This is a genomic window from Variovorax sp. F042 (genome assembly GCF_057814215.1).
Genome location: NZ_JBVASX010000005.1, coordinates 12,962 through 30,696 on the forward strand (window position 1 = coordinate 12,962; position 17,735 = coordinate 30,696).

Sequence of the window (17,735 nt, forward strand, 5' to 3'; positions counted from 1 at the left end):
CATGTTCCATATCGTCCTGGTCCACCCCGAAATCCCGCCGAACACCGGCAACGTGATCCGGCTCGCAGCCAACACCGGCTGCACGCTGCACCTGGTCGAGCCGCTGGGCTTTTCGATGGACGACCGCCTGCTGCGCCGCGCCGGGCTCGACTATCACGAGTACGCCGAGGTCAAGCGCCATGCCGACTGGCAGGCCCTGCTCGCCGCCGAGCAGCCTGCCGCCGATCGCATGTTCGCCCTCACCACGCGCGGCACGCGGGCCGTGCACGACGTGCGCTTCCAGCCCGGCGACTGGCTGGTGTTCGGCTCGGAGACCAGCGGCCTGCCGCCCGCCGTGCGCGACAGCTTCGCCGAGCCGCAGCGCTTGCGGCTGCCGATGCGCGAAGGGCAGCGCAGCCTGAACCTCTCGAATGCGGTGGCCGTGACGGTGTTCGAGGCCTGGCGGCAGAACGGCTTCGGCTGAAGCGGTCGCCCCTTCGAACATCAGGGGCACATCCGATCGGCAAGACGCGCCGTATGGAAGACATGCCGGCCGCAAAAGCGACTCGGCATCTGGTCCATCCACCGCCTTGCCCCAAGGAGTCTTGCCATGAATGCCATCAAGTCGATTGCCTTTTCCGCCTTCGCCACGCTCGCCCTCGCCAGCGGCGCCCAGGCCTTCCAGGGTGAACAGAACCCACTGCCGCCCGCGCCTTTCCAGTCGACGCTGTCGCGCGCGCAAGTGCAGGCCGAAGCACGCCAGCCGCTGCAGATCAGCAACGGCGGCACCGGCGTGCAGCAGGCCAGGAGCGGCAACGTCGACCGCAACGCGGTGCGCGCCAACGCGCGGAGCATCACCCGCCAGGGCGCCGCGGCCTACGGCGAAGTGACCGGCCGCCGGATGTAAGAAGAAAGAGGGAGGGCCGCCGCTTCCTCAGCGGTAGCGGCGCACCACCGACTCGGCCACGCAGGCCGGCTTGGCGGCGCCTTCGAGCTCGATGGTGGTTTCCCAGGTCATCTGGAAGCCATCGTTGGCAATCGCCTCGGAGGTCAGCAGCTTCATGCGAGCCCGCAGGCGCTTGCCCACCGGCACCGGCGACATGAAGCGCACCTTGTTCAAGCCGTAGTTCACGCCCATGCGCGACTCGACCACGTCGAGTGCCGTTTCGTAGAAGCGCGGCAGCAGCGACAACGTCAGGAAACCGTGGGCAATCGGCCCGCCGAAGGGGCCGGCCTTGGCTCGCTCGATGTCGACATGGATCCACTGGTGGTCGCCCGTCGCCTCGGCGAACTGGTTGACCTGCTCCTGCGTGATGGTGATCCAGTCGCTCACGGCGACTTCCTGGCCGACGCAGGCAGCGAGATCCTGAAGGGTCTGGAATGTCTTTTTTGTCATGCGAGGCATTCTGGCGTCTGGGGCGCCCGCACGGCTGTCGGGCGGGCGACAACCGGGCTCAGGGAAAACCGGGAGCAGGCTGGCGGCTCAGGCGTCGAGCCATTCGCAGATCGGCTGCCACTGCTCCAGGTCGCGCTGCACACGGCCGGGAGCGATGTCGAACAGCGTGAGCCCGCGCGCCGCGAGCTGCACGTAGTTCTGCGTGTCGCGCAGCTCGCCGATCACCGGCACGCCGAGCCCGGCGATGAACTCGTGGAGCCGGTCGGCCGCCACCGTGCGGGCGTTCACGCGCATGCCAACAAGGCCGATCTTCGTTTTCTCGGCGCGGCGGTTCTCCTGCAGCCGGTCGAGGAAATCGCGTGTCGCGTAGATGTCGAAGATGCTCGGCTGCAGCGGCACGATCACGCGGTCGGCCAGCGCCAGCACCTCCTTGAAGCGCCAGCCGTGCAGGCCGGCCGGCGTGTCGAGCACCGCGTGCGTGGTGCCGCGCGGCGGCCGCACCACCGTGCTCTCGCCCGTGGCCTCCCAAGTGGCGATGGGCCGGGCCAGCGGCGGGCGCAGGCCCAGCCAGAGCCGCGAAGACTGCTGGCGATCCACGTCGCCCAGCATCACGGCATGACCACGGCTTGCGAAATAGCCCGCAACATTCGTCGCGATCGTCGACTTGCCGACCCCACCCTTGGGATTGGCGACCAGAACCACCGGCATAAAGCTCTCCTCCAGAACTGGGACAGCTGGAATGGTAGTCGCTGGCGCGTTTTTGCCCGACGCATCGGCCCTGACTGAGATATGTTCGCGGGATGACGACAACAACATCCATGGGAAATCCCGCCGACAGCTCCGGCGGCAATTCCAGCGGCATCTACGTGCTGGCGGCGCACCCGCACTGGCGCGACTCCCGAGTCAACCGCCGCATGCTCGCCGCCGCGCGCGCCGTGCCCGGCGTCGACGTGAACGACCTCTACGGCAGCTACCCCGACTTCGCCATCGACGTCGAGGCCGAGCAGGCCCGGCTCGCCCAGGCCAGCCTCGTGGTGCTGGTGCACCCGATCCAGTGGTACTCGATGCCTGCGCTGCAGAAGCTCTGGGTCGACGACGTGCTCAGCTACGGCTGGGCCTATGGTCCCGGCGGCACGGCCCTGCAGGGCAAGGACTTGTGGCTGGTCGCCACCACGGGCAGCCCCGAAGCGAGCTACCACCCGCAGAACTACCACCGCTACTTTTTCGACGCCTTCCTGCCGCCCTACGAGCAGACCGCTGCGCTGTGCGGCATGCGCTTTCTGCCGCCGCTGATCTTCTACGGCGCGCGCAGCGCCAGCGAGGCGGATGTGAAGTCGCATGTCGAAACCTTCGCCCAGCGCCTGGGCAGCTACCCCGACTGGCCCGAGATCGAGGAGATCGACGCCTGCGTGGCCTGCCCCGTGCCCGAGAGCGACCGGCCGGCCGAGGTCGATGAGCTCGACAAGGCGGCGGCCAGCGCCTTCCATGCCGCCGTGACCCACGGCCTTGCGAACGCCTCCGCAGACAACCACGGCAAGAAGGCGGCCTGAGCATGGAACACGCACCCGCCTGGCTGACCAGCAGCCTTATCTATCTTGGCGCCGCCGTGCTGGTGGTGCCGCTTTCGAAGGCCCTGGGCCTCGGCTCGATCATCGGCTACCTCGTGGCCGGCATCGCCATCGGTCCCTGGGGGCTGGGGCTCGTGTCCAGCGTCGAAGACGTGCTGCATTTCGCCGAGTTCGGCGTGGTGCTGATGCTGTTTCTCGTGGGCCTCGAACTCGAACCCAAGCGCCTGTGGAGCCTGCGCCGTCCCATCTTCGGCTGGGGCGCAGCGCAGGTGCTGAGCTGCGCCGTGGTGCTGTTCGCGGTGGGCTGGGCCGTGGGCGCCGAATGGCGCGTGGCACTGGTGGCCGCGCTGGGCCTGGCGCTGTCGTCCACCGCCATCGCGCTGCAGGTGTTCGGCGAGCGCAACCTGCTGAAAACGCCCAGCGGGCAGGCCGGCTTCTCGATCCTGCTGTTCCAGGACGTGGCGGCCATCCCCATCCTCGCGCTGCTGCCGCTGCTTGCCGGCGCCACCGCGGCCGAACAGTCGATCACCGGGCTGGAGCGGGCGCTGGAAGCCGCGAAGATCCTCGGCGTGATCGGCGGCATCATCCTCGGCGGCCGGCTGCTGCTGCGCCCCATCCTGCGCTGGATCGCGCGCAGCGACACACCCGAGATCTTCACCGCCGCCGCCCTCTTGCTGGTGGTGGCCATCGCGGCGCTGATGCAGCTGGTGGGCCTGTCGATGGCGCTCGGCGCCTTTCTCGCCGGCGTGCTGCTGGCAGAAAGCGAATACCGGCGCGAGCTCGAAACCGACATCGAGCCCTTCAAGGGCCTGCTGCTGGGCCTGTTCTTCATTGCCGTGGGCATGTCGATCAACTTCGGCGTGCTGATCGCGAGCCCGTGGGTCATGGCGATGCTGGTGGTCGGCTTCATGGTCATCAAGCTGGTGGTGATCTATTCGCTCGCCAAGGCGATGGGCATCGCCTACCAGGAGCGGCCCGTGTTCACGCTGTTGCTCGCGCAGGGCGGCGAGTTCGCATTCGTGGTGTTCCAGGCCGCGGGGCCCGATGTGCTGCCGCCCGAGATCACATCGCTGCTGATCGGCGCAGTGGCGCTGTCGATGCTGCTGTCGCCGCTGCTGCTGGTGCTGCTCGACAAGTTCGTGCTGCCGCGCTACAGCCGCAATCAGGGCCCACAGCTCGAAGAAATTTCGGAGCAGCAGGACGCCAAGGTGCTGATCTGCGGCTTCGGCCGCTACGGCCAGATCGTCGGGCGCATGCTGATGTCGCAGGGCCTGCGCGTGACGGTGCTCGACCACGACGCCGACACTGTCGAAGGCCTGCGCCAGTTCGGCTTTCGCGTGTTCTACGGCGACGCCACCCGGCTCGACCTGCTGCGCACCGCGGGAGCCGGCACGGCAAAAGCCATCGTGGTGGCGGTGGACGACATCGAGCAGTCGCTGGAGATCGTCGATCTCGTGAAGGAGAACTTTCCGCAGGCCCGCATCATCGCGCGGGCGCGCAACGTGACGCACCTGTTCCAGCTGCGCGACCGCGGCGTGACGGAGGTCGAGCGCGAGGTGTTCGAATCGTCGCTGCGCAGCGCCCGTGCGACGCTCGAAGCGCTGGGCTGGCCGGCGCATGAAGCGCGCGAATCGACCATGCGCTTCCGCCGCCGGAACATCAAGCTCAGCGACGAGATCTATCCTCACTACAAGGACCGCGCCAAGCTGATCGCCGCCAACAAGGCTGGCCGGCAGCAGTTCGAGGAGCAGATGGCGCGCGAGCGCGAGGAGCGGCAGCGCCGCTCGGGGCGCGACTGGGACCGGCTGGACGGCGAGGAAACCGCGCCGAAGGAAGAAGCGGACGCGTAGCGACCGCCGCCGTCAGGCCGCCAGCTTCAGCAGCCTGACCGCATTGCCCTTCAGGATGCCCGGCATCACCTCGGGCTTGAACCCCGCCGCCTCGAAGTCACGCATCCAACGGTCGGGCGTGATCAGCGGGTAGTCGCTGCCGAACAGGATGCGATCTTTCAGCAGCGTGTTGGCGTACTGCACCAGCTGCTTCGGAAAGTACTTGGGGCTCCAGCCCGACAGGTCGATCCACACGTTCGGCTTGTGCGTGGCCACGCTCAGCGCCTCGTCCTGCCAGGGGAAGCTGGGGTGCGCCATCACGATCTGCATGTCGGGGAAGTCGATGGCCACGTCGTCCAGGTGCATCGGGTTGCTGTATTCGAGCCGCAGCCCGCCGCCGCAGCGCATGCCCGAGCCGATGCCGCTGTGGCCGGTGTGGAAGATGGCCGGCAGGCCGTACTCGGCAATCACTTCGTAGATGGGCCAGGCCATCTTGTCGTAGGGGTGGTAGCCCTGAACCGTCGGGTGAAACTTGAAGCCCTTCACGCCGTGCTCTTCGATGAGCCGGCGCGCCTCGCGTGCGCCCATCTTTCCCTTGTGCGGATCGATGCTGCCGAAGGCGATCATGATGTCGCTGTTCTTCTGCGCGGCCTCGGCGATCTCCTCGTTCGGGATGCGGCGGCGGCCCATGTTCGATTCGGCGTCGACCATGAACATCACCAGGCCGATCTTTCTTTCACGGTAGTACGCCACGCTCTCCGCAATGGTGGGCCGGCCGCTGGAGCCGAAGTACTTGTCGGCGGCGCGGTCGTATTCCTCGCCGTAGTTGTCGAAAGGGTTCCAGCAGCTCACCTCGGCGTGGGTGTGGATGTCGATCGCGATCAGGTTCTGGTGGTCCATGTGTTTGTCTCCAGTACGGGTAAGTCCCTAGCATCGGGCAGGTCCAAATGCCTTGAATTGATTATTTCTCATAACCATAATCCAACGCAACCCCGAACACCATCATGACCAATCCAGACCTTCACATCGAGCTCCGCGACGAAGTCGCCATCGTTCGCCTGACGCGCGGCACCAAGCGCAATGCGTTGTCCGACGGCCTGATCCTCGCGCTGCGCGACACCTTCGAGAAATTGCCTTCCACGGTGCGCGCCGCGGTGATCGACGGCGAAGGCCCGCATTTCTGCGCCGGCCTCGACCTGAGCGAGCTGAAAGAGCGCGACGCCGGCCAGGGCCTGCAGCACTCGCGCATGTGGCACGCGGCGCTCGATCTCATCCAGCATGGCCCGGTGCCGGTAGTAGCGGCGCTGCACGGCGCGGTGGTCGGCGGCGGGCTCGAACTGGCCAGCGCCTGCCACATCCGCGTGGCCGATCGCAGCACCTTCTACGCATTGCCCGAAGGCTCGCGCGGCATCTTCGTGGGCGGCGGCGGCTCGGTGCGCATTCCCAAGCTGATCGGCGTGGCTCGCATGACCGACATGATGATGACCGGCCGCGTCTACAACGCCGAGGACGGCGAGCGCGCCAACTTCGCGCAGTACCTGGTCGACGAAGGCACGGCCTTCGACAAGGCCTTCGAACTCGCCAAGCGCATCGCCACCAACGCGCCGCTGACCAACTACGCGCTGATGCACGCACTGCCGCGCATTGCAGAACAGTCGGCCGACCACGGCTTCTTCACCGAAGCGCTGATGGCCGGCATCGCACAGGCCGCCCCCGAAGCCAAGGAACGCGTGCGCGACTTCCTCGAAGGCCGGGGCGCGAAGGTGAGCAAGACATGACCGCCATCCGATACCGCCCCCTGGCCTTCGGCGTGACGCGCGCCGTGCTGCGCGACGGCGCACCGGGCACGCAGTACCTGACCGCCGAGACGCAGCTCGAAACCTACCGCGAGCGCATGACCGACCGCCTCGCGCACTGGGCCGAACAGACGCCCGATCGCACCTTCATCGCCCGCCGCGAACGGCTGGCCGACGGCAGCACCGGCGACTGGATCCGCGTGAGCTACGCGGAGGCGCTGCAGAAGGCCCGCGGTATCGGACAAGCCCTGTTGAACCGCGGCCTGAATGCCGAGCGCCCTGTGGCCATCCTCAGCGAGAACGGCATCGATCACGCGCTGCTCGCACTCGGCTGCCTCTACGCTGGCGTGCCCTACTGCCCCGTGTCGCCGCCCTACTCGCTCGTGAGCCAGGACTTCGAGAAGCTGCGCCACGTGTTCGACACGCTGACGCCGGGCCTCGTGTTCGCCACCGATGCCGCGCGCTACGGCCGCGCCATCGCAGCCGTCGTTCCCGCCGAAACCGAAGTCGTCATTGCAGAAGGCCAGCTCGAAGGCCGCGCCACCACCTCGCTCGACGCTCTGGCCTCGACACTCGCCACGCCGGCCATCGACGCGGTCATGCAGTCGACCGGCCCCGACACCATCACCAAGTTCCTCTTCACCTCGGGCTCCACCAAGATGCCCAAGGCCGTGATCAACACGCACCGCATGTGGTGCGCCAACCAGCAGCAACTGCGCCAGTCGATTCCAGCGCTGGGCGAAGAGCCGCCGGTGCTGGTCGACTGGCTTCCCTGGAACCACACCTTCGGCGGCAACCACAACGTGGGCATCGTGCTGGACAACGGCGGCACGCTCTACGTCGACGACGGCAAGCCCACGCCCGGCGGCATGGCCGAGACGCTGCGCAACCTGCGCGAGATCGCGCCCACCATCTACTTCAACGTGCCCACCGGCTTCGAGGCCATCGCGCACGCCATGGAAACCGACGCGGTGCTGCGCCGCAACCTGCTGTCGCGCGTGAAGATGTTCTTCTACTCGGGCGCCGCGCTGTCGCAGCCCGTGTGGGACAGCCTGCACAAGACGCAGGAGTCGGAAGTCGGCGAGCGCATCGTCATGGGCACCGGCCTCGGCATGACCGAATCCGGCCCCTTCGCGCTCTACGTGACCGGCCCCGACGTGAAGTCGGGCGACGTGGGCCTGCCGGCACCCGGCATCGAGCTCAAGCTGATCGACGTCGACGGCAAGACCGAGGTGCGCTACCGCGGCCCCAACATCACGCCCGGCTACTGGCGCGCGCCCGATGCCACGGCCGAGGCTTTCGACGACGAAGGCTTCTTCTCCACCGGCGACGCCGTGAAGTGGATAGACGACGGCAACATCCACCGCGGCCTGCGCTTCGACGGCCGCATCGCTGAAGACTTCAAGCTCGCCACCGGAACCTTCGTGAGCGTGGGCCCGATGCGCGCGAAGATCATCGCGGCCGGCGCGCCATACGTGCAGGACGCGGTGCTGACCGGCATCAACCTGAAGGAAGTCGGCGCGCTGATCTTCCCTACGCAGAAGGTGCGGCAGCTCGCCGGCCTGGCCCCCGACGCCACCATGCAGCAGGTGCTCGAGAGCGCACCGGTGCAGGCGCACTTCCAGCAGGTCGCCGACACGCTGGCCGCGAGCGCCACCGGCAGTGCCAACCGCATCGCACGGCTGCACCTGATGGCAGAGCCGCCGTCCATCGACAAGGGCGAAGTGACCGACAAGGGCTCCATCAACCAGCGCTCCGTGCTCAAGCATCGCGCCGCGCTGGCCGATGCAATGCACGACGGCACCCTGCCCTTCACCGTCAAGCCCCGCTAACCCCATCCAGGAGACACAAGAATGAAGATCGAAGGACAAGCCGCCCTCGTCACCGGCGGCGCATCGGGCCTCGGCGAAGCCACCGCACGCGAACTCGCACGCCTGGGCGCCAAGGTCGCAGTGCTCGACCGCAATGCCGCGCTCGCTGAAAAGGTGGCCGCCGAAATCGGCGGCGTCGCCTGCGTCTGCGACATCACCGACACCGACAGCGTGAACGCCGCGCTCGACAAGGCCGAGGCCGCGCACGGCACCGCGCGCATCCTGATGAACGTGGCCGGCATCGGCAGCGCCAAACGCATCGTCGGCAAGGACGGCAATCCCGCGCCGCTCGAAGACTTCGTGCGCGTGGTCAACATCAACCTGATCGGCGGCTACAACATGGCGCGCCTGTTCGCCGCGCGCTGCGCGAAGCTCGATGCGCTCGACAACGGCGAAAAGGGCGTGATGCTCTTCACCGCCTCGGTCGCCGCCTTCGACGGCCAGGTGGGCCAGCAGGCCTACAGCGCCTCCAAGGGCGGCCTGGTCGGCATGACGCTGCCGATGGCGCGCGACCTTGCGCAGCACGCCATTCGCGTGTGCACCGTGGCGCCTGGCCTGTTCGCCACGCCGCTGCTGCTGGAGCTGCCCGAGGCGGTGCAGCACTCGCTGGCAGCATCCATTCCCTTCCCCCCGCGCCTGGGCAAGCCCTCGGAGTTCGCCGAGCTGGCCTGCCACATCGTCACCAACGGGCACCTCAACGGCGAAGTGATCCGCCTCGACGGCGCACTGCGCATGGCGCCGCGCTGAGCCGCACCTTTTCGCGTTCCCAAGTTCTCGCCTCACAACGTATCAGGAGACATCGATGACCTTCAAGAAGACCACCCTCGCCGCCATGCTGGCGCTCATGGCCACCGGCATGGTCGGCATGGCCCATGCCGACATCACCATCGGCGTGGTGCAGCCGCTCACGGGCCCCGCCTCGGGCCTGGGTATTCCGGTGAAGAACGGCATCATGATCTGGCCCAAGACCATCGCGGGCGAAACGCTGAAGGTCGTCGTGCTCGACGATGCCACCGACCCGACCACCGGCGTGAAAGACGCGCAGCGCCTCGTCACCGAAGACAAGGCCGACGTCATCGTCGGCTCCAGCGCCACGCCGGTCGCCATCCCGATGGCCGACGTGACGGCCGAAGCGGGCACGCCGCAGATCTCCACCGCGCCCGCCGGCCTGCCGCCGGGCAAGGACAAATGGTTCTTCCGCCTGCCGCAGTCGAACGACGTGATGGCCTTCGCGGTGGTCGCGCACATGAAGAAGCAGAACGTGAAGACGGTCGGCTTCCTCGGCTACACCGACGCCTACGGCGAGCTGTGGCTGAAGGCGCTGACCGCAGAAGCGGCGAAGAACGGCATCAAGATCGTCGCCACCGAGCGCTTCGCGCGCGCCGACACCAGCGTGACCGGCCAGGTGCTGAAGCTCACGTCCGCCAACCCCGATGCGATCCTGATCGTGGCCTCGGGCAGCGGCGCCGGCATGCCGCAAAAAGCAGTGATGGAGCGCGGCTACAAAGGCAAGGTCTACCAGACGCACGCCGCCGCCACGCAAGACCTGATGCGCACCGCCGGCAAGGACGCCGAGGGCACCTTCGTGGTGTCGGGCCCCGCCACCGTGGCGGAGCAACTGCCCGACAGCCACCCGTCGAAGGCCGCCGCGGTCGCCTTCGTGCAGGGCTACGAAAAGGTCTACGGCCCCGGCTCGCGCAACCAGTTCGCCGGCCATTCGGCCGATGCGCTCACTGTGCTCGAGAAGGCCGTGCCGGTCGCGCTCAAGAAGGCCAAGCCCGGCACGCCGGAGTTCCGCGCCGCGCTGCGCGACGCGCTCGAAAGCATGGGCCGCACGGTGCTCGCGCACGGCGTGCTCAACTGGACCGCGCAAGACCACTGGGGCTACACGACCGAGACCGGCGTGATGCTCAAGGTGGTGAACGGCGCCTTCAAGGTCGAACAGTAATCCTTCGCCACGACCGCACGCCATGGATCTTTCAATCGCCAGCATCCTGACGCTGGACGGACTCACCAATGGCGCGATCTATGCCCTGCTGGGCATGGGCATCGTGCTCGTCTTCACGGTGACCCGCGTCATCTTCATCCCGCAGGGCGAATTCGTGGCGTACGGCGCGCTGACGCTGGCGATCTTCCAGACGGGCAAGACGCCGGGCACGGTGTGGCTGCTGCTCATATTGGCCGGCGTCGCCGCGCTGATGGACCTGGCCACCACCTGGCGCCACAGCGGCAGCGCGGCGAGCGGGCTGAAGGCGGCGCTGCGCACATTCGCCCTCCCCGCCATCATTTGCGCGGTGTCGGCCTGGGCCGGCCCGCGCAACCTGCCGATCGGCGTGCAGGCCCTGCTCACGGTGTTCATCGTCACGGCCTTCGGGCCCCTGGTGTATCGCGTGGCGTATCAGTCGTTGGCGGGCGCGAGTTCGCTGGTGCTGCTGATCGTCTCGGTGGGCGTGCACTTTGCGATGACCGGGCTGGGCCTGCTGTTCTTCGGCGCGGAGGGCTTTCGCAATCCGCCGTTCTGGGACGAGCGCATGGCGCTCGGGCCGCTCAACGTGAGCGGGCAGGCGCTGATCATCTTCGGCGTATCGGCCGCGCTGATCGTGCTGCTGTGGCTGTTCTTCGAGCGCAGCCTGTACGGCAAGGCGCTGCGGGCCACGGCGGTGAACCGGCTGGGCGCTCGGCTGATGGGCATCTCGACGCAGGCGGCCGGGCAGCTCACCTTCGCGATGGCGGCGCTGATCGGTGCCCTCTCGGGCCTGCTGATCGGGCCGACCACCACGGTGTTCTACGACTCGGGTTTTCTCATCGGCCTGAAGGGCTTCGTGGCTGGTGTGATCGGCGGTCTCGCCAGCTATCCAGGGGCGTTGCTTGGCGCACTGGCTGTGGGCGTCATCGAGGCCTTCGGCTCGTTCTGGGCCAGCTCGTTCAAGGAAGTGATCGTGTTCACCATCATCCTGCCTGTATTGCTGTGGCGCTCGCTGACCAGCGGCCATTCGGACGAGGAGCATTGAAATGAAACTCCCCCAGGCTTCGCGCACTTCGTGTCGCTTCTCCTTCCCCCTCACCGGGGGCAACACCAGCGGCCCGGCAGAGCCGGTTCCGCGGTGTTCCGCGCCTTGGCCGCGCCGGTCTCATGGGCCGTGGGTCGCGCACAGCGCAATGGACAACTGAAAATGGAAGCGCTCCTGAACCCATCTTCGGCCCGCGTGCCCGACAAGAGCGCGCTACGCACCTGGGGCCCGCTCGCGCTGATCCTGGTGCTGATCGCGCTGCCGCTGCTCCCGCTGCCCGACTTCTGGATCATCCAGCTCAACTACATCGGCATCTACACGCTGCCCGTGCTCGGCCTGGTATTGCTCACCGGCGTGGGCGGCCTCACTTCCTTCGGGCAGGCGGCCTTCGTGGGCATCGGTGCGTACACCACCGCCTACCTCACGGTGAACACCGGCCTCTCGCCGTGGGTCACGCTCTTCATCGGGCTGGCGCTCACCGGAGCCAGCGCTGCGATCATCGGCGCGATCACGCTACGCATGTCGGGCCACTACCTGCCGCTGGCCACCATCGCTTGGGCGCTGTCGCTGTACTACCTCATGGGCAACCTCGATGCACTCGGCAAGTACGACGGCATCCTGGGCGTGAAGGGCCTCACCGTATTCGGCTTCGAGGTCGGGCAGCAGCGCATGTTCTATGCGGTGGTGTGGATCTTCGCGCTGCTTGCCGCATTCGCGGTGATCCGCCTGCTCGACTCGCGCAGCGGCCGCGCCATCCGCTCGCTGGCGGGCGGCTCGCAGATGGCCGAGGCCATGGGCGTGAACACGCTGCGCTTCAAGATCGGCATCTTCGTGCTGGCGGCCATGCTCGCGTCGATCTCGGGCTGGCTGTTCGCTCACTTCCAGCGCACGGTGAACCCCTCGCCCTTCGGCCTGAAGATGGGCATCGAGTACCTGTTCATGGCGGTGCTCGGCGGCGCGGCCCATGTGTGGGGCGCCATCGCCGGCTCGGGCGTGGTCAAGCTGCTCGAAGACCAGCTGCAGGTGCTGCTGCCCAAGCTGATCGGCACGGCCGGCAGCTACGAGCTGATCGTGTTCGGCATCATGATCGTGCTGGTGCTCAAGTACCTGCCCGAAGGGCTCTGGGCATTCATCGACCGGCGCCTGCCGCGTCCGCGCCGCAGCGTCGACTGGCAAGGCGCGAAGGACCTGCCCGCGCGCGCCAAGCCGGCCGCCGGCGAGGTGGTGCTCGACGTGCAGGCCATCCGCAAGACCTTCGGCGGGCTGGTAGCCGTTAACGACATCAGCTTCCAGACGCGCGCCGGCCAGATCGTCGGCCTGATCGGGCCGAACGGCGCGGGCAAGTCGACCACCTTCAACCTGGTGACCGGCGTGCTCGGCCTCTCGGGCGGCGCGGTGCGCTTCCGTGGCGAAGGCATCGGCGGGCTCGGCGCACGGCAGATCGCGCAGCGCGGCGTGTCGCGCACCTTCCAGCACGTGAAGATGGTGGCCGACATGACGGTGCTGGAGAACGTGGCGCTGGGCGCGCACCTGCGCGGGCGCAAGGGCGCCATTGCAGCCATGCTGCGCATCGACCGCGCCGAAGAGCGCGCGCTGTTCCGCGAGGCCGAGCGCCAGCTGCAGCGCGTGGGCATGGGCGCCTTGCTGCACGAACTCGCTGGCAACCTCGCGATGGGCCAGCAGCGCCTGCTTGAGATTGCACGCGCGCTGTGCGCCGACCCGGCCCTGCTGCTGCTCGACGAGCCCGCGGCCGGCCTGCGCCACAAGGAAAAGGAAGCGCTGGGCAAGGTGCTGCGGCAACTGCGCGGCGAAGGCATGAGCATCCTGCTGGTCGAGCACGACATGGGACTGGTGATGGACATCTGCGACCACATCGTGGTGATGGAATTCGGCACGCACCTGATGGAGGGCACGCCCGCCGAGGTGCAGAACAGCGACAAGGTGCGCGCCGCGTACCTGGGCACGGAGCACTGAAATGACAACCCCCTTGCTCCGCATCCGCGACCTGCACGCCGGCTACGGCCGCGCCGAAGTGCTGCACGGCATTGACCTGCAGGCCGACCAGGGCAGCGTCGTCACCGTCATCGGCCCGAACGGCGCCGGCAAGTCCACCCTGCTCAATGCGCTGATGGGCGTGCTGCCCGCCAAGGGCGTCATCGAGTTCAAGGGCCAGCCGATCTCAGCGCTGTCGCTCGAGGAGCGCGTGATGCTCGGCATTGCGCTGGTGCCCGAGAAGCGCGAGCTGTTCGGCACCATGCCGGTGGAAGACAACCTCGTGCTGGGCGCATTCCGCCAGGTGCGGCTGCGCAACAGGCAGTGGCGCGACCGCATCGACGAGGTCTACACGCTGTTCCCGCGCCTGAAGGAGCGCCGCGCTCAGCTGGCCGGCACGCTGTCGGGCGGCGAGCGGCAGATGCTGGCAGTGGGCCGCGCACTGATGTCGCGCCCCACGCTGCTGATGCTCGACGAGCCCAGCCTGGGCCTGGCGCCGCTGGTGGTGCAGGAGATCTTCCGCACGGTCGATGCGCTGCGCGCCACGGGCGTGACGATCCTGCTGGTGGAACAGAACGCACGCGCAGCGCTTGAAGTGGCGGACCACGGCTACGTGCTCGAGATGGGCAGCGTGAGCCTGGAAGGCAAGGCGCAAGAACTCGCGGTCGATTCGCGCGTGATCGACACCTACCTGGGCGCGGCAAGAAAAGCCGCCTGACGAGAAGAAAAGAAAGCCGCGGCATGCGCGGCAAGGAGACAACTTGATGACCCGACAGAGCCACGTCCACCTCGGCCTGTGCGCAACCGCGCTCGGCGTTGCCGCGTTGCTCGCGGCCTGCGCGGGCCGGCCCGCGGCACCGAATACGGCACCGCATGCGCCGCTGGCCGCCGCGCGGCCCGGCACGCTCCAGGCCTGCACCGACCTTGCCGCCCGCGCCGCGCTGCCGGGCACGGTCTACACCTCGGTCACTGACGTACCGGCCGGCACCGTCACGGTCGGCGGCGTGGCCATGAGCGCGCCCGCGCACTGCCTCGTGCAGGGTCGCATGAACGAGCGCACGAGCCCCGTCGACAACCAGCGCTATGCCATCGGCTTCGAGATGCGGCTGCCCGTTGCGTGGAACGGCCGCTTCTTCTACCAGGCCAACGGCGGGCTCGACGGCGTCGTGGTGCCGGCGCTCGGCGGCATCGGCGGTGGCGGCCCGCGCAGCAGCGCGCTGCAGATGGGCTTTGCCGTCATCAGTTCCGACGCCGGCCATGCGGGTTCGATGGGCCCGCGCTTCGGGCTCGACCCGCAGGCGCGGCTCGACTATGGCTACAACGCCGTTTCGCAGCTCACGCCGATGGCCAAGAACCTGATCGCCAAGGCCTATGGCCGCGGACCCGACCGCTCCTACTTCGGTGGCTGCTCCAACGGCGGGCGGCATGCAATGGTGGCTGCCGTGCGCTCGGCCGACCAGTACGACGGCATCCTCGCGGGCGACCCCGGCTTCAACCTGCCGAAGGCGGCAGTCGCGCAGCTCTACGGCGCGCAGCAATACGCGGCGGTGGCCAGCGCGAAGACACCCGCCGGCCAGCCCGACCTGCAGAGCGCGTTCACGCCGGCCGAGCTGAAGCTGGTGGCCGACAAGGTGCTGCAGCGCTGCGACGCTCTCGACGGCCTTGCCGACGGCATCGTGTCGAACGTCAATGCCTGCAAGACGCGCTTCGACATCCAGACGGCGGTGCCCACCTGCGCGGCGGGTACGCGTGACGGCATGTGCCTCAGCGCGCCGCAGAAGAAGGCGCTTGCCGACGTGTTCAAGGGCGCGCGCAACAGCGCGGGCCAGCCGATCTACAGCAGCTTCCCGTTCGACGCGGGCGTGAGCGGCGCCAACTGGCGTGAGTGGAAGTTCGCGAGCCCGCCGACGCGCGACGCGGGTGCCGTGGGCTTCATCTTCAGCACGCCGCCACTGGCCGACCGGCCGCAGGGCCTGCCCTTTGCGCTGGGCTTCGACATGGACCGCGACGCACCGCGCATCGCGGCCACCGATGGCGTGTTCCGCGAATCGGCCCTGTCGTTCATGACGCCGCCCGACGCGGCCAACCTGGGCGCGTTGCGCAACCGCGGAGGCCGCATGATCGTCTACCACGGCACCAGCGACCCGGTGTTCTCGTCCGACGACACGCAAGCCTGGTACGACCGTGTGCAGGCCGCGAATGGCGGCGATGCCTCGTCGTTCGCACGCTACTTCCCGGTGCCCGGCATGAACCACTGCGCGGGCGGCCCGGCCACCGACCAGTTCGACATGCTGAGCGCGCTGGTCGACTGGGTCGAGCAGGGCAAGGCGCCCGCATCGGTTACCGCCTCGGCGCGCGGCGCGGGCACGCCGATGCCCAACGCCGAGGTGCCGGCCAACTGGTCGGCGCAACGCACGCGGCCGCTGTGCCCCTACCCGCAAGTCGCAACCTACACCGGCGGCGATACCGAACGCGCGAGCAGCTTCGCGTGCAAGCTCCCGACGCCTTGATACCGAGTTACCGAGCCCCCGATGGATTACCAGCCCCGCCCCGAAGACGTCAGCTTCCTGCTCAATGCCGTGCTCGACGCGCCCGCGCGCCTGGCCACACTCGCGCCTTTTGCCGAAGTCGACGAGGCCCTGCAGTCGCAAGTGCTCGAAGAGGCAAGCCGCTTCGTCGGCGAGGTGGTGGCGCCCATCAACCGTGGCGGCGACGAGATCGGCTGCCGCTTTGTCGACGGCGAAGTGGTCTCGCCGCCGGGCTTTCGCGAGGCGTACCAGGCCTTCGTCGACGGCGGCTGGCCCGCGCTGTCGGCCGCGACGGAAGACGGCGGCCAGGGCCTGCCCGCGGTGCTCGAAGCGGTGCTCTACGAATGGCTGGCCGCCGCCAACCATGGCCTCACGATGGCGCCCGGCCTGCTGCATGGCGCGTACGCCTGCCTCAAGCATCACGGCAGCGAGGAGCTGAAGCAGCGCTATCTGCAGAAGATCGCGACCGGCGAGTGGCTCGCCACCATGTGCCTCACCGAAGCCCATGCGGGCAGCGACCTGGGCCAGGTGCGCACGCGCGCCACACCGCAGGTGGGGCAGGCCGACGGCAGCCTGCGGGTGAACGGCGGCAAGATCTTCATTTCCGGCGGCGAACACGACCTGACGCCGAACATCGTGCATCTCGTGCTGTGTCGCCTGCCCGATGCGCCGGCCGGCCCCAAGGGCCTGTCGCTGGTGCTGGTCCCGAAGCTGCTGCCCGACGGCACGCGCAACGCGGTGCACTGCGAACGTATAGAAGAAAAGATGGGCCTGCACGGCAGCCCCACCTGCACGATGCGCTTCGACGATGCCACCGGCTGGCTGGTCGGCGAGCCCGGCCGCGGCCTGGCTGCGATGTTCGTGATGATGAATTCGGCGCGCCTGCATGTGGCGCTGCAAGGCATCGGCCTGCTCGACGCCGCCTGGCAGAAGGCCGACGCCTATGCCGCCGAGCGCCGCCAGATGCGAGCCCCCGGCCCCGTGCCCGCCAGCCGCGGCAGCGAGCCGGCCGACCTGATCACCGAACACCCGGCCGTGCGCCGCATTCTCGATACGCAGCGCGCCTGGATCGACGGTGCGCGCACCCTCGCCTACCGCAGTGCGCTGATGCTCGACGTCGCCGCGCATGACGCCGACCCGAAGGCACGCGAGCGAGCGCAGCGCTGGTGTTCGTTCGTCACGCCGGTGCTGAAGGCCGCGTGCACGCACCAGGCCTTTCACGGCGCGAGCGAATGCCTGCAGGTGTTCGGCGGCCACGGCTACGTGCGCGAATGGGGCATCGAACAGATCGTGCGCGACGCGCGCGTGACCATGATCTACGAGGGCACCAACGAGATCCAGGCCATCGACCTGCTGGTGCGCAAGGTGTTGCCCGACGGCGGCGTGGGCATGTCGGCCGTGCTGCTCGAACTGCGCGACACGCTCGACGCCTCGCGCGAGGCCGATGCCGACGTGCAGCGCCGGCTGGCGCAACTGCGCTACCTGGGCACCACCGTCGCGATGGCGGCGCATGCCAACCCGGTGCTGCCCTACGAGGTGGCCGACGACTACCTGCGCGTGACGATGCTCGCGATGATGGCGTGGGCCTGGGCGCGCATCGAGGCAGTGGCGCCTCAAGACGCTGACAAGGCCCGGGCGGCGGCCGCCTTCCGCCGCTGGGTGCTGCCCGAGTTCGAAATGCGCCTGGGCATCGTCAAGCGGGCCTGCGAGACGGTGGCCCTGAGCCATCATGCCGCGACGCCCCCGGGTGTCGCCAACTAGCCAC

The 17,735-nt window shown here is 68.3% G+C and carries 16 protein-coding genes; 13 read left to right on the plus strand and 3 right to left on the minus strand.

Annotation, left to right across the window (positions count from 1 at the left end):
- Position 1: 1 nt before the first annotated feature.
- Both trmL and ACZYSP_RS17805 read left to right on the plus strand, forming a co-directional pair.
- Complete coding sequence (gene trmL, locus ACZYSP_RS17800) at positions 2–463, plus strand: tRNA (uridine(34)/cytosine(34)/5-carboxymethylaminomethyluridine(34)-2'-O)-methyltransferase TrmL (RefSeq protein ID WP_093057648.1); 462 nt, start codon at positions 2–4, stop codon at positions 461–463.
- A 126-nt stretch (positions 464–589) separates the two neighbouring features.
- Entirely contained in the window at positions 590–886 is a 297-nt protein-coding gene (locus tag ACZYSP_RS17805; protein WP_489015628.1) for a DUF4148 domain-containing protein, read from the plus strand.
- Positions 887–913: 27 nt separating this feature from the next.
- Here the strand turns inward: ACZYSP_RS17805 and ACZYSP_RS17810 are convergent, their stop codons facing one another.
- Both ACZYSP_RS17810 and ACZYSP_RS17815 read right to left on the minus strand, forming a co-directional pair.
- Positions 914–1,384 carry a MaoC family dehydratase gene (locus tag ACZYSP_RS17810; protein ID WP_093057622.1) on the minus strand — a complete coding sequence of 157 codons (471 nt, stop codon included), beginning with the start codon at positions 1,382–1,384 and terminating at the stop codon, positions 914–916.
- A gap of 78 nt (positions 1,385–1,462) precedes the next feature.
- On the minus strand, positions 1,463–2,083 hold the full coding sequence (locus ACZYSP_RS17815) for a nucleotide-binding protein (protein WP_489015631.1): 621 nt from the start codon (positions 2,081–2,083) through the stop codon (positions 1,463–1,465).
- 92 nt (positions 2,084–2,175) lie between these two features.
- Here ACZYSP_RS17815 and kefF point away from each other — a divergent pair, with 92 nt between their 5' ends.
- Both kefF and kefC read left to right on the plus strand, forming a co-directional pair.
- On the plus strand, positions 2,176–2,925 hold the full coding sequence (kefF, locus tag ACZYSP_RS17820) for a glutathione-regulated potassium-efflux system oxidoreductase KefF (protein WP_307617067.1): 750 nt from the start codon (positions 2,176–2,178) through the stop codon (positions 2,923–2,925).
- 2 nt (positions 2,926–2,927) lie between these two features.
- A complete protein-coding gene (kefC, locus tag ACZYSP_RS17825; RefSeq protein ID WP_093057619.1) occupies positions 2,928–4,793 on the plus strand; it encodes a glutathione-regulated potassium-efflux system protein KefC in 1,866 nt (621 codons plus the stop codon).
- A gap of 12 nt (positions 4,794–4,805) precedes the next feature.
- Here kefC and ACZYSP_RS17830 read toward each other — a convergent pair whose 3' ends face one another.
- Entirely contained in the window at positions 4,806–5,672 is an 867-nt protein-coding gene (locus ACZYSP_RS17830) for an amidohydrolase family protein (protein ID WP_093177541.1), read from the minus strand.
- A 104-nt stretch (positions 5,673–5,776) separates the two neighbouring features.
- On the opposite strand from ACZYSP_RS17830, the gene ACZYSP_RS17835 reads away from it, so the two are divergent.
- The 9 genes from ACZYSP_RS17835 (at position 5,777) to ACZYSP_RS17875 (ending at position 17,731) form a co-directional block, all read left to right on the plus strand.
- Positions 5,777–6,550, plus strand: coding sequence for a crotonase/enoyl-CoA hydratase family protein (locus tag ACZYSP_RS17835; protein ID WP_093057617.1), 774 nt, complete (start codon positions 5,777–5,779; stop codon positions 6,548–6,550).
- Entirely contained in the window at positions 6,547–8,400 is a 1,854-nt protein-coding gene (locus ACZYSP_RS17840) for a feruloyl-CoA synthase (protein ID WP_097198064.1), read from the plus strand. The genes ACZYSP_RS17835 and ACZYSP_RS17840 overlap by 4 nt, the downstream gene beginning before the upstream one ends.
- Before the next feature lie 21 nt (positions 8,401–8,421).
- Positions 8,422–9,186: an SDR family NAD(P)-dependent oxidoreductase gene (locus tag ACZYSP_RS17845; protein ID WP_093057615.1), complete on the plus strand. Its 765-nt coding sequence runs from the start codon at positions 8,422–8,424 to the stop codon at positions 9,184–9,186.
- 55 nt (positions 9,187–9,241) lie between these two features.
- Positions 9,242–10,387, plus strand: a complete 1,146-nt coding sequence (locus ACZYSP_RS17850; protein WP_093079544.1) for an ABC transporter substrate-binding protein — start codon at positions 9,242–9,244, stop codon at positions 10,385–10,387.
- A 22-nt stretch (positions 10,388–10,409) separates the two neighbouring features.
- A complete protein-coding gene (locus ACZYSP_RS17855; RefSeq protein WP_093079547.1) occupies positions 10,410–11,450 on the plus strand; it encodes a branched-chain amino acid ABC transporter permease in 1,041 nt (346 codons plus the stop codon).
- A 162-nt stretch (positions 11,451–11,612) separates the two neighbouring features.
- Positions 11,613–13,424, plus strand: a complete 1,812-nt coding sequence (locus ACZYSP_RS17860) for a branched-chain amino acid ABC transporter ATP-binding protein/permease (protein ID WP_489015636.1) — start codon at positions 11,613–11,615, stop codon at positions 13,422–13,424.
- Between the two features lies 1 nt (position 13,425).
- Positions 13,426–14,160, plus strand: coding sequence for an ABC transporter ATP-binding protein (locus ACZYSP_RS17865; RefSeq protein WP_093057611.1), 735 nt, complete (start codon positions 13,426–13,428; stop codon positions 14,158–14,160).
- Between the two features lie 46 nt (positions 14,161–14,206).
- Complete coding sequence (locus ACZYSP_RS17870) at positions 14,207–15,952, plus strand: tannase/feruloyl esterase family alpha/beta hydrolase (RefSeq protein ID WP_426390371.1); 1,746 nt, start codon at positions 14,207–14,209, stop codon at positions 15,950–15,952.
- 21 nt (positions 15,953–15,973) lie between these two features.
- A complete protein-coding gene (locus tag ACZYSP_RS17875) occupies positions 15,974–17,731 on the plus strand; it encodes an acyl-CoA dehydrogenase family protein (protein ID WP_489015639.1) in 1,758 nt (585 codons plus the stop codon).
- The last annotated feature ends 4 nt before the right edge of the window (positions 17,732–17,735 follow it).

Bases quoted from the DNA above. Each gene is read 5' to 3' on its own strand.
- ACZYSP_RS17840 (WP_097198064.1), top strand. From the start codon at position 6,547: ATGACCGCCATCCGATACCGCCCCCTGGCCTTCGGCGTGACGCGCGCC.
- ACZYSP_RS17850 (WP_093079544.1), top strand. From the start codon at position 9,242: ATGACCTTCAAGAAGACCACCCTCGCCGCCATGCTGGCGCTCATGGCC.
- ACZYSP_RS17810 (WP_093057622.1), bottom strand. From the start codon at position 1,384: ATGCCTCGCATGACAAAAAAGACATTCCAGACCCTTCAGGATCTCGCT.
- ACZYSP_RS17865 (WP_093057611.1), top strand. From the start codon at position 13,426: ATGACAACCCCCTTGCTCCGCATCCGCGACCTGCACGCCGGCTACGGC.
- ACZYSP_RS17875 (WP_489015639.1), top strand. From the start codon at position 15,974: ATGGATTACCAGCCCCGCCCCGAAGACGTCAGCTTCCTGCTCAATGCC.
- ACZYSP_RS17830 (WP_093177541.1), bottom strand. From the start codon at position 5,672: ATGGACCACCAGAACCTGATCGCGATCGACATCCACACCCACGCCGAG.
- ACZYSP_RS17860 (WP_489015636.1), top strand. From the start codon at position 11,613: ATGGAAGCGCTCCTGAACCCATCTTCGGCCCGCGTGCCCGACAAGAGC.
- trmL (WP_093057648.1), top strand. From the start codon at position 2: ATGTTCCATATCGTCCTGGTCCACCCCGAAATCCCGCCGAACACCGGC.
- ACZYSP_RS17805 (WP_489015628.1), top strand. From the start codon at position 590: ATGAATGCCATCAAGTCGATTGCCTTTTCCGCCTTCGCCACGCTCGCC.
- ACZYSP_RS17870 (WP_426390371.1), top strand. From the start codon at position 14,207: ATGACCCGACAGAGCCACGTCCACCTCGGCCTGTGCGCAACCGCGCTC.
- ACZYSP_RS17835 (WP_093057617.1), top strand. From the start codon at position 5,777: ATGACCAATCCAGACCTTCACATCGAGCTCCGCGACGAAGTCGCCATC.
- ACZYSP_RS17815 (WP_489015631.1), bottom strand. From the start codon at position 2,083: ATGCCGGTGGTTCTGGTCGCCAATCCCAAGGGTGGGGTCGGCAAGTCG.
- ACZYSP_RS17845 (WP_093057615.1), top strand. From the start codon at position 8,422: ATGAAGATCGAAGGACAAGCCGCCCTCGTCACCGGCGGCGCATCGGGC.
- kefC (WP_093057619.1), top strand. From the start codon at position 2,928: ATGGAACACGCACCCGCCTGGCTGACCAGCAGCCTTATCTATCTTGGC.
- ACZYSP_RS17855 (WP_093079547.1), top strand. From the start codon at position 10,410: ATGGATCTTTCAATCGCCAGCATCCTGACGCTGGACGGACTCACCAAT.
- kefF (WP_307617067.1), top strand. From the start codon at position 2,176: ATGACGACAACAACATCCATGGGAAATCCCGCCGACAGCTCCGGCGGC.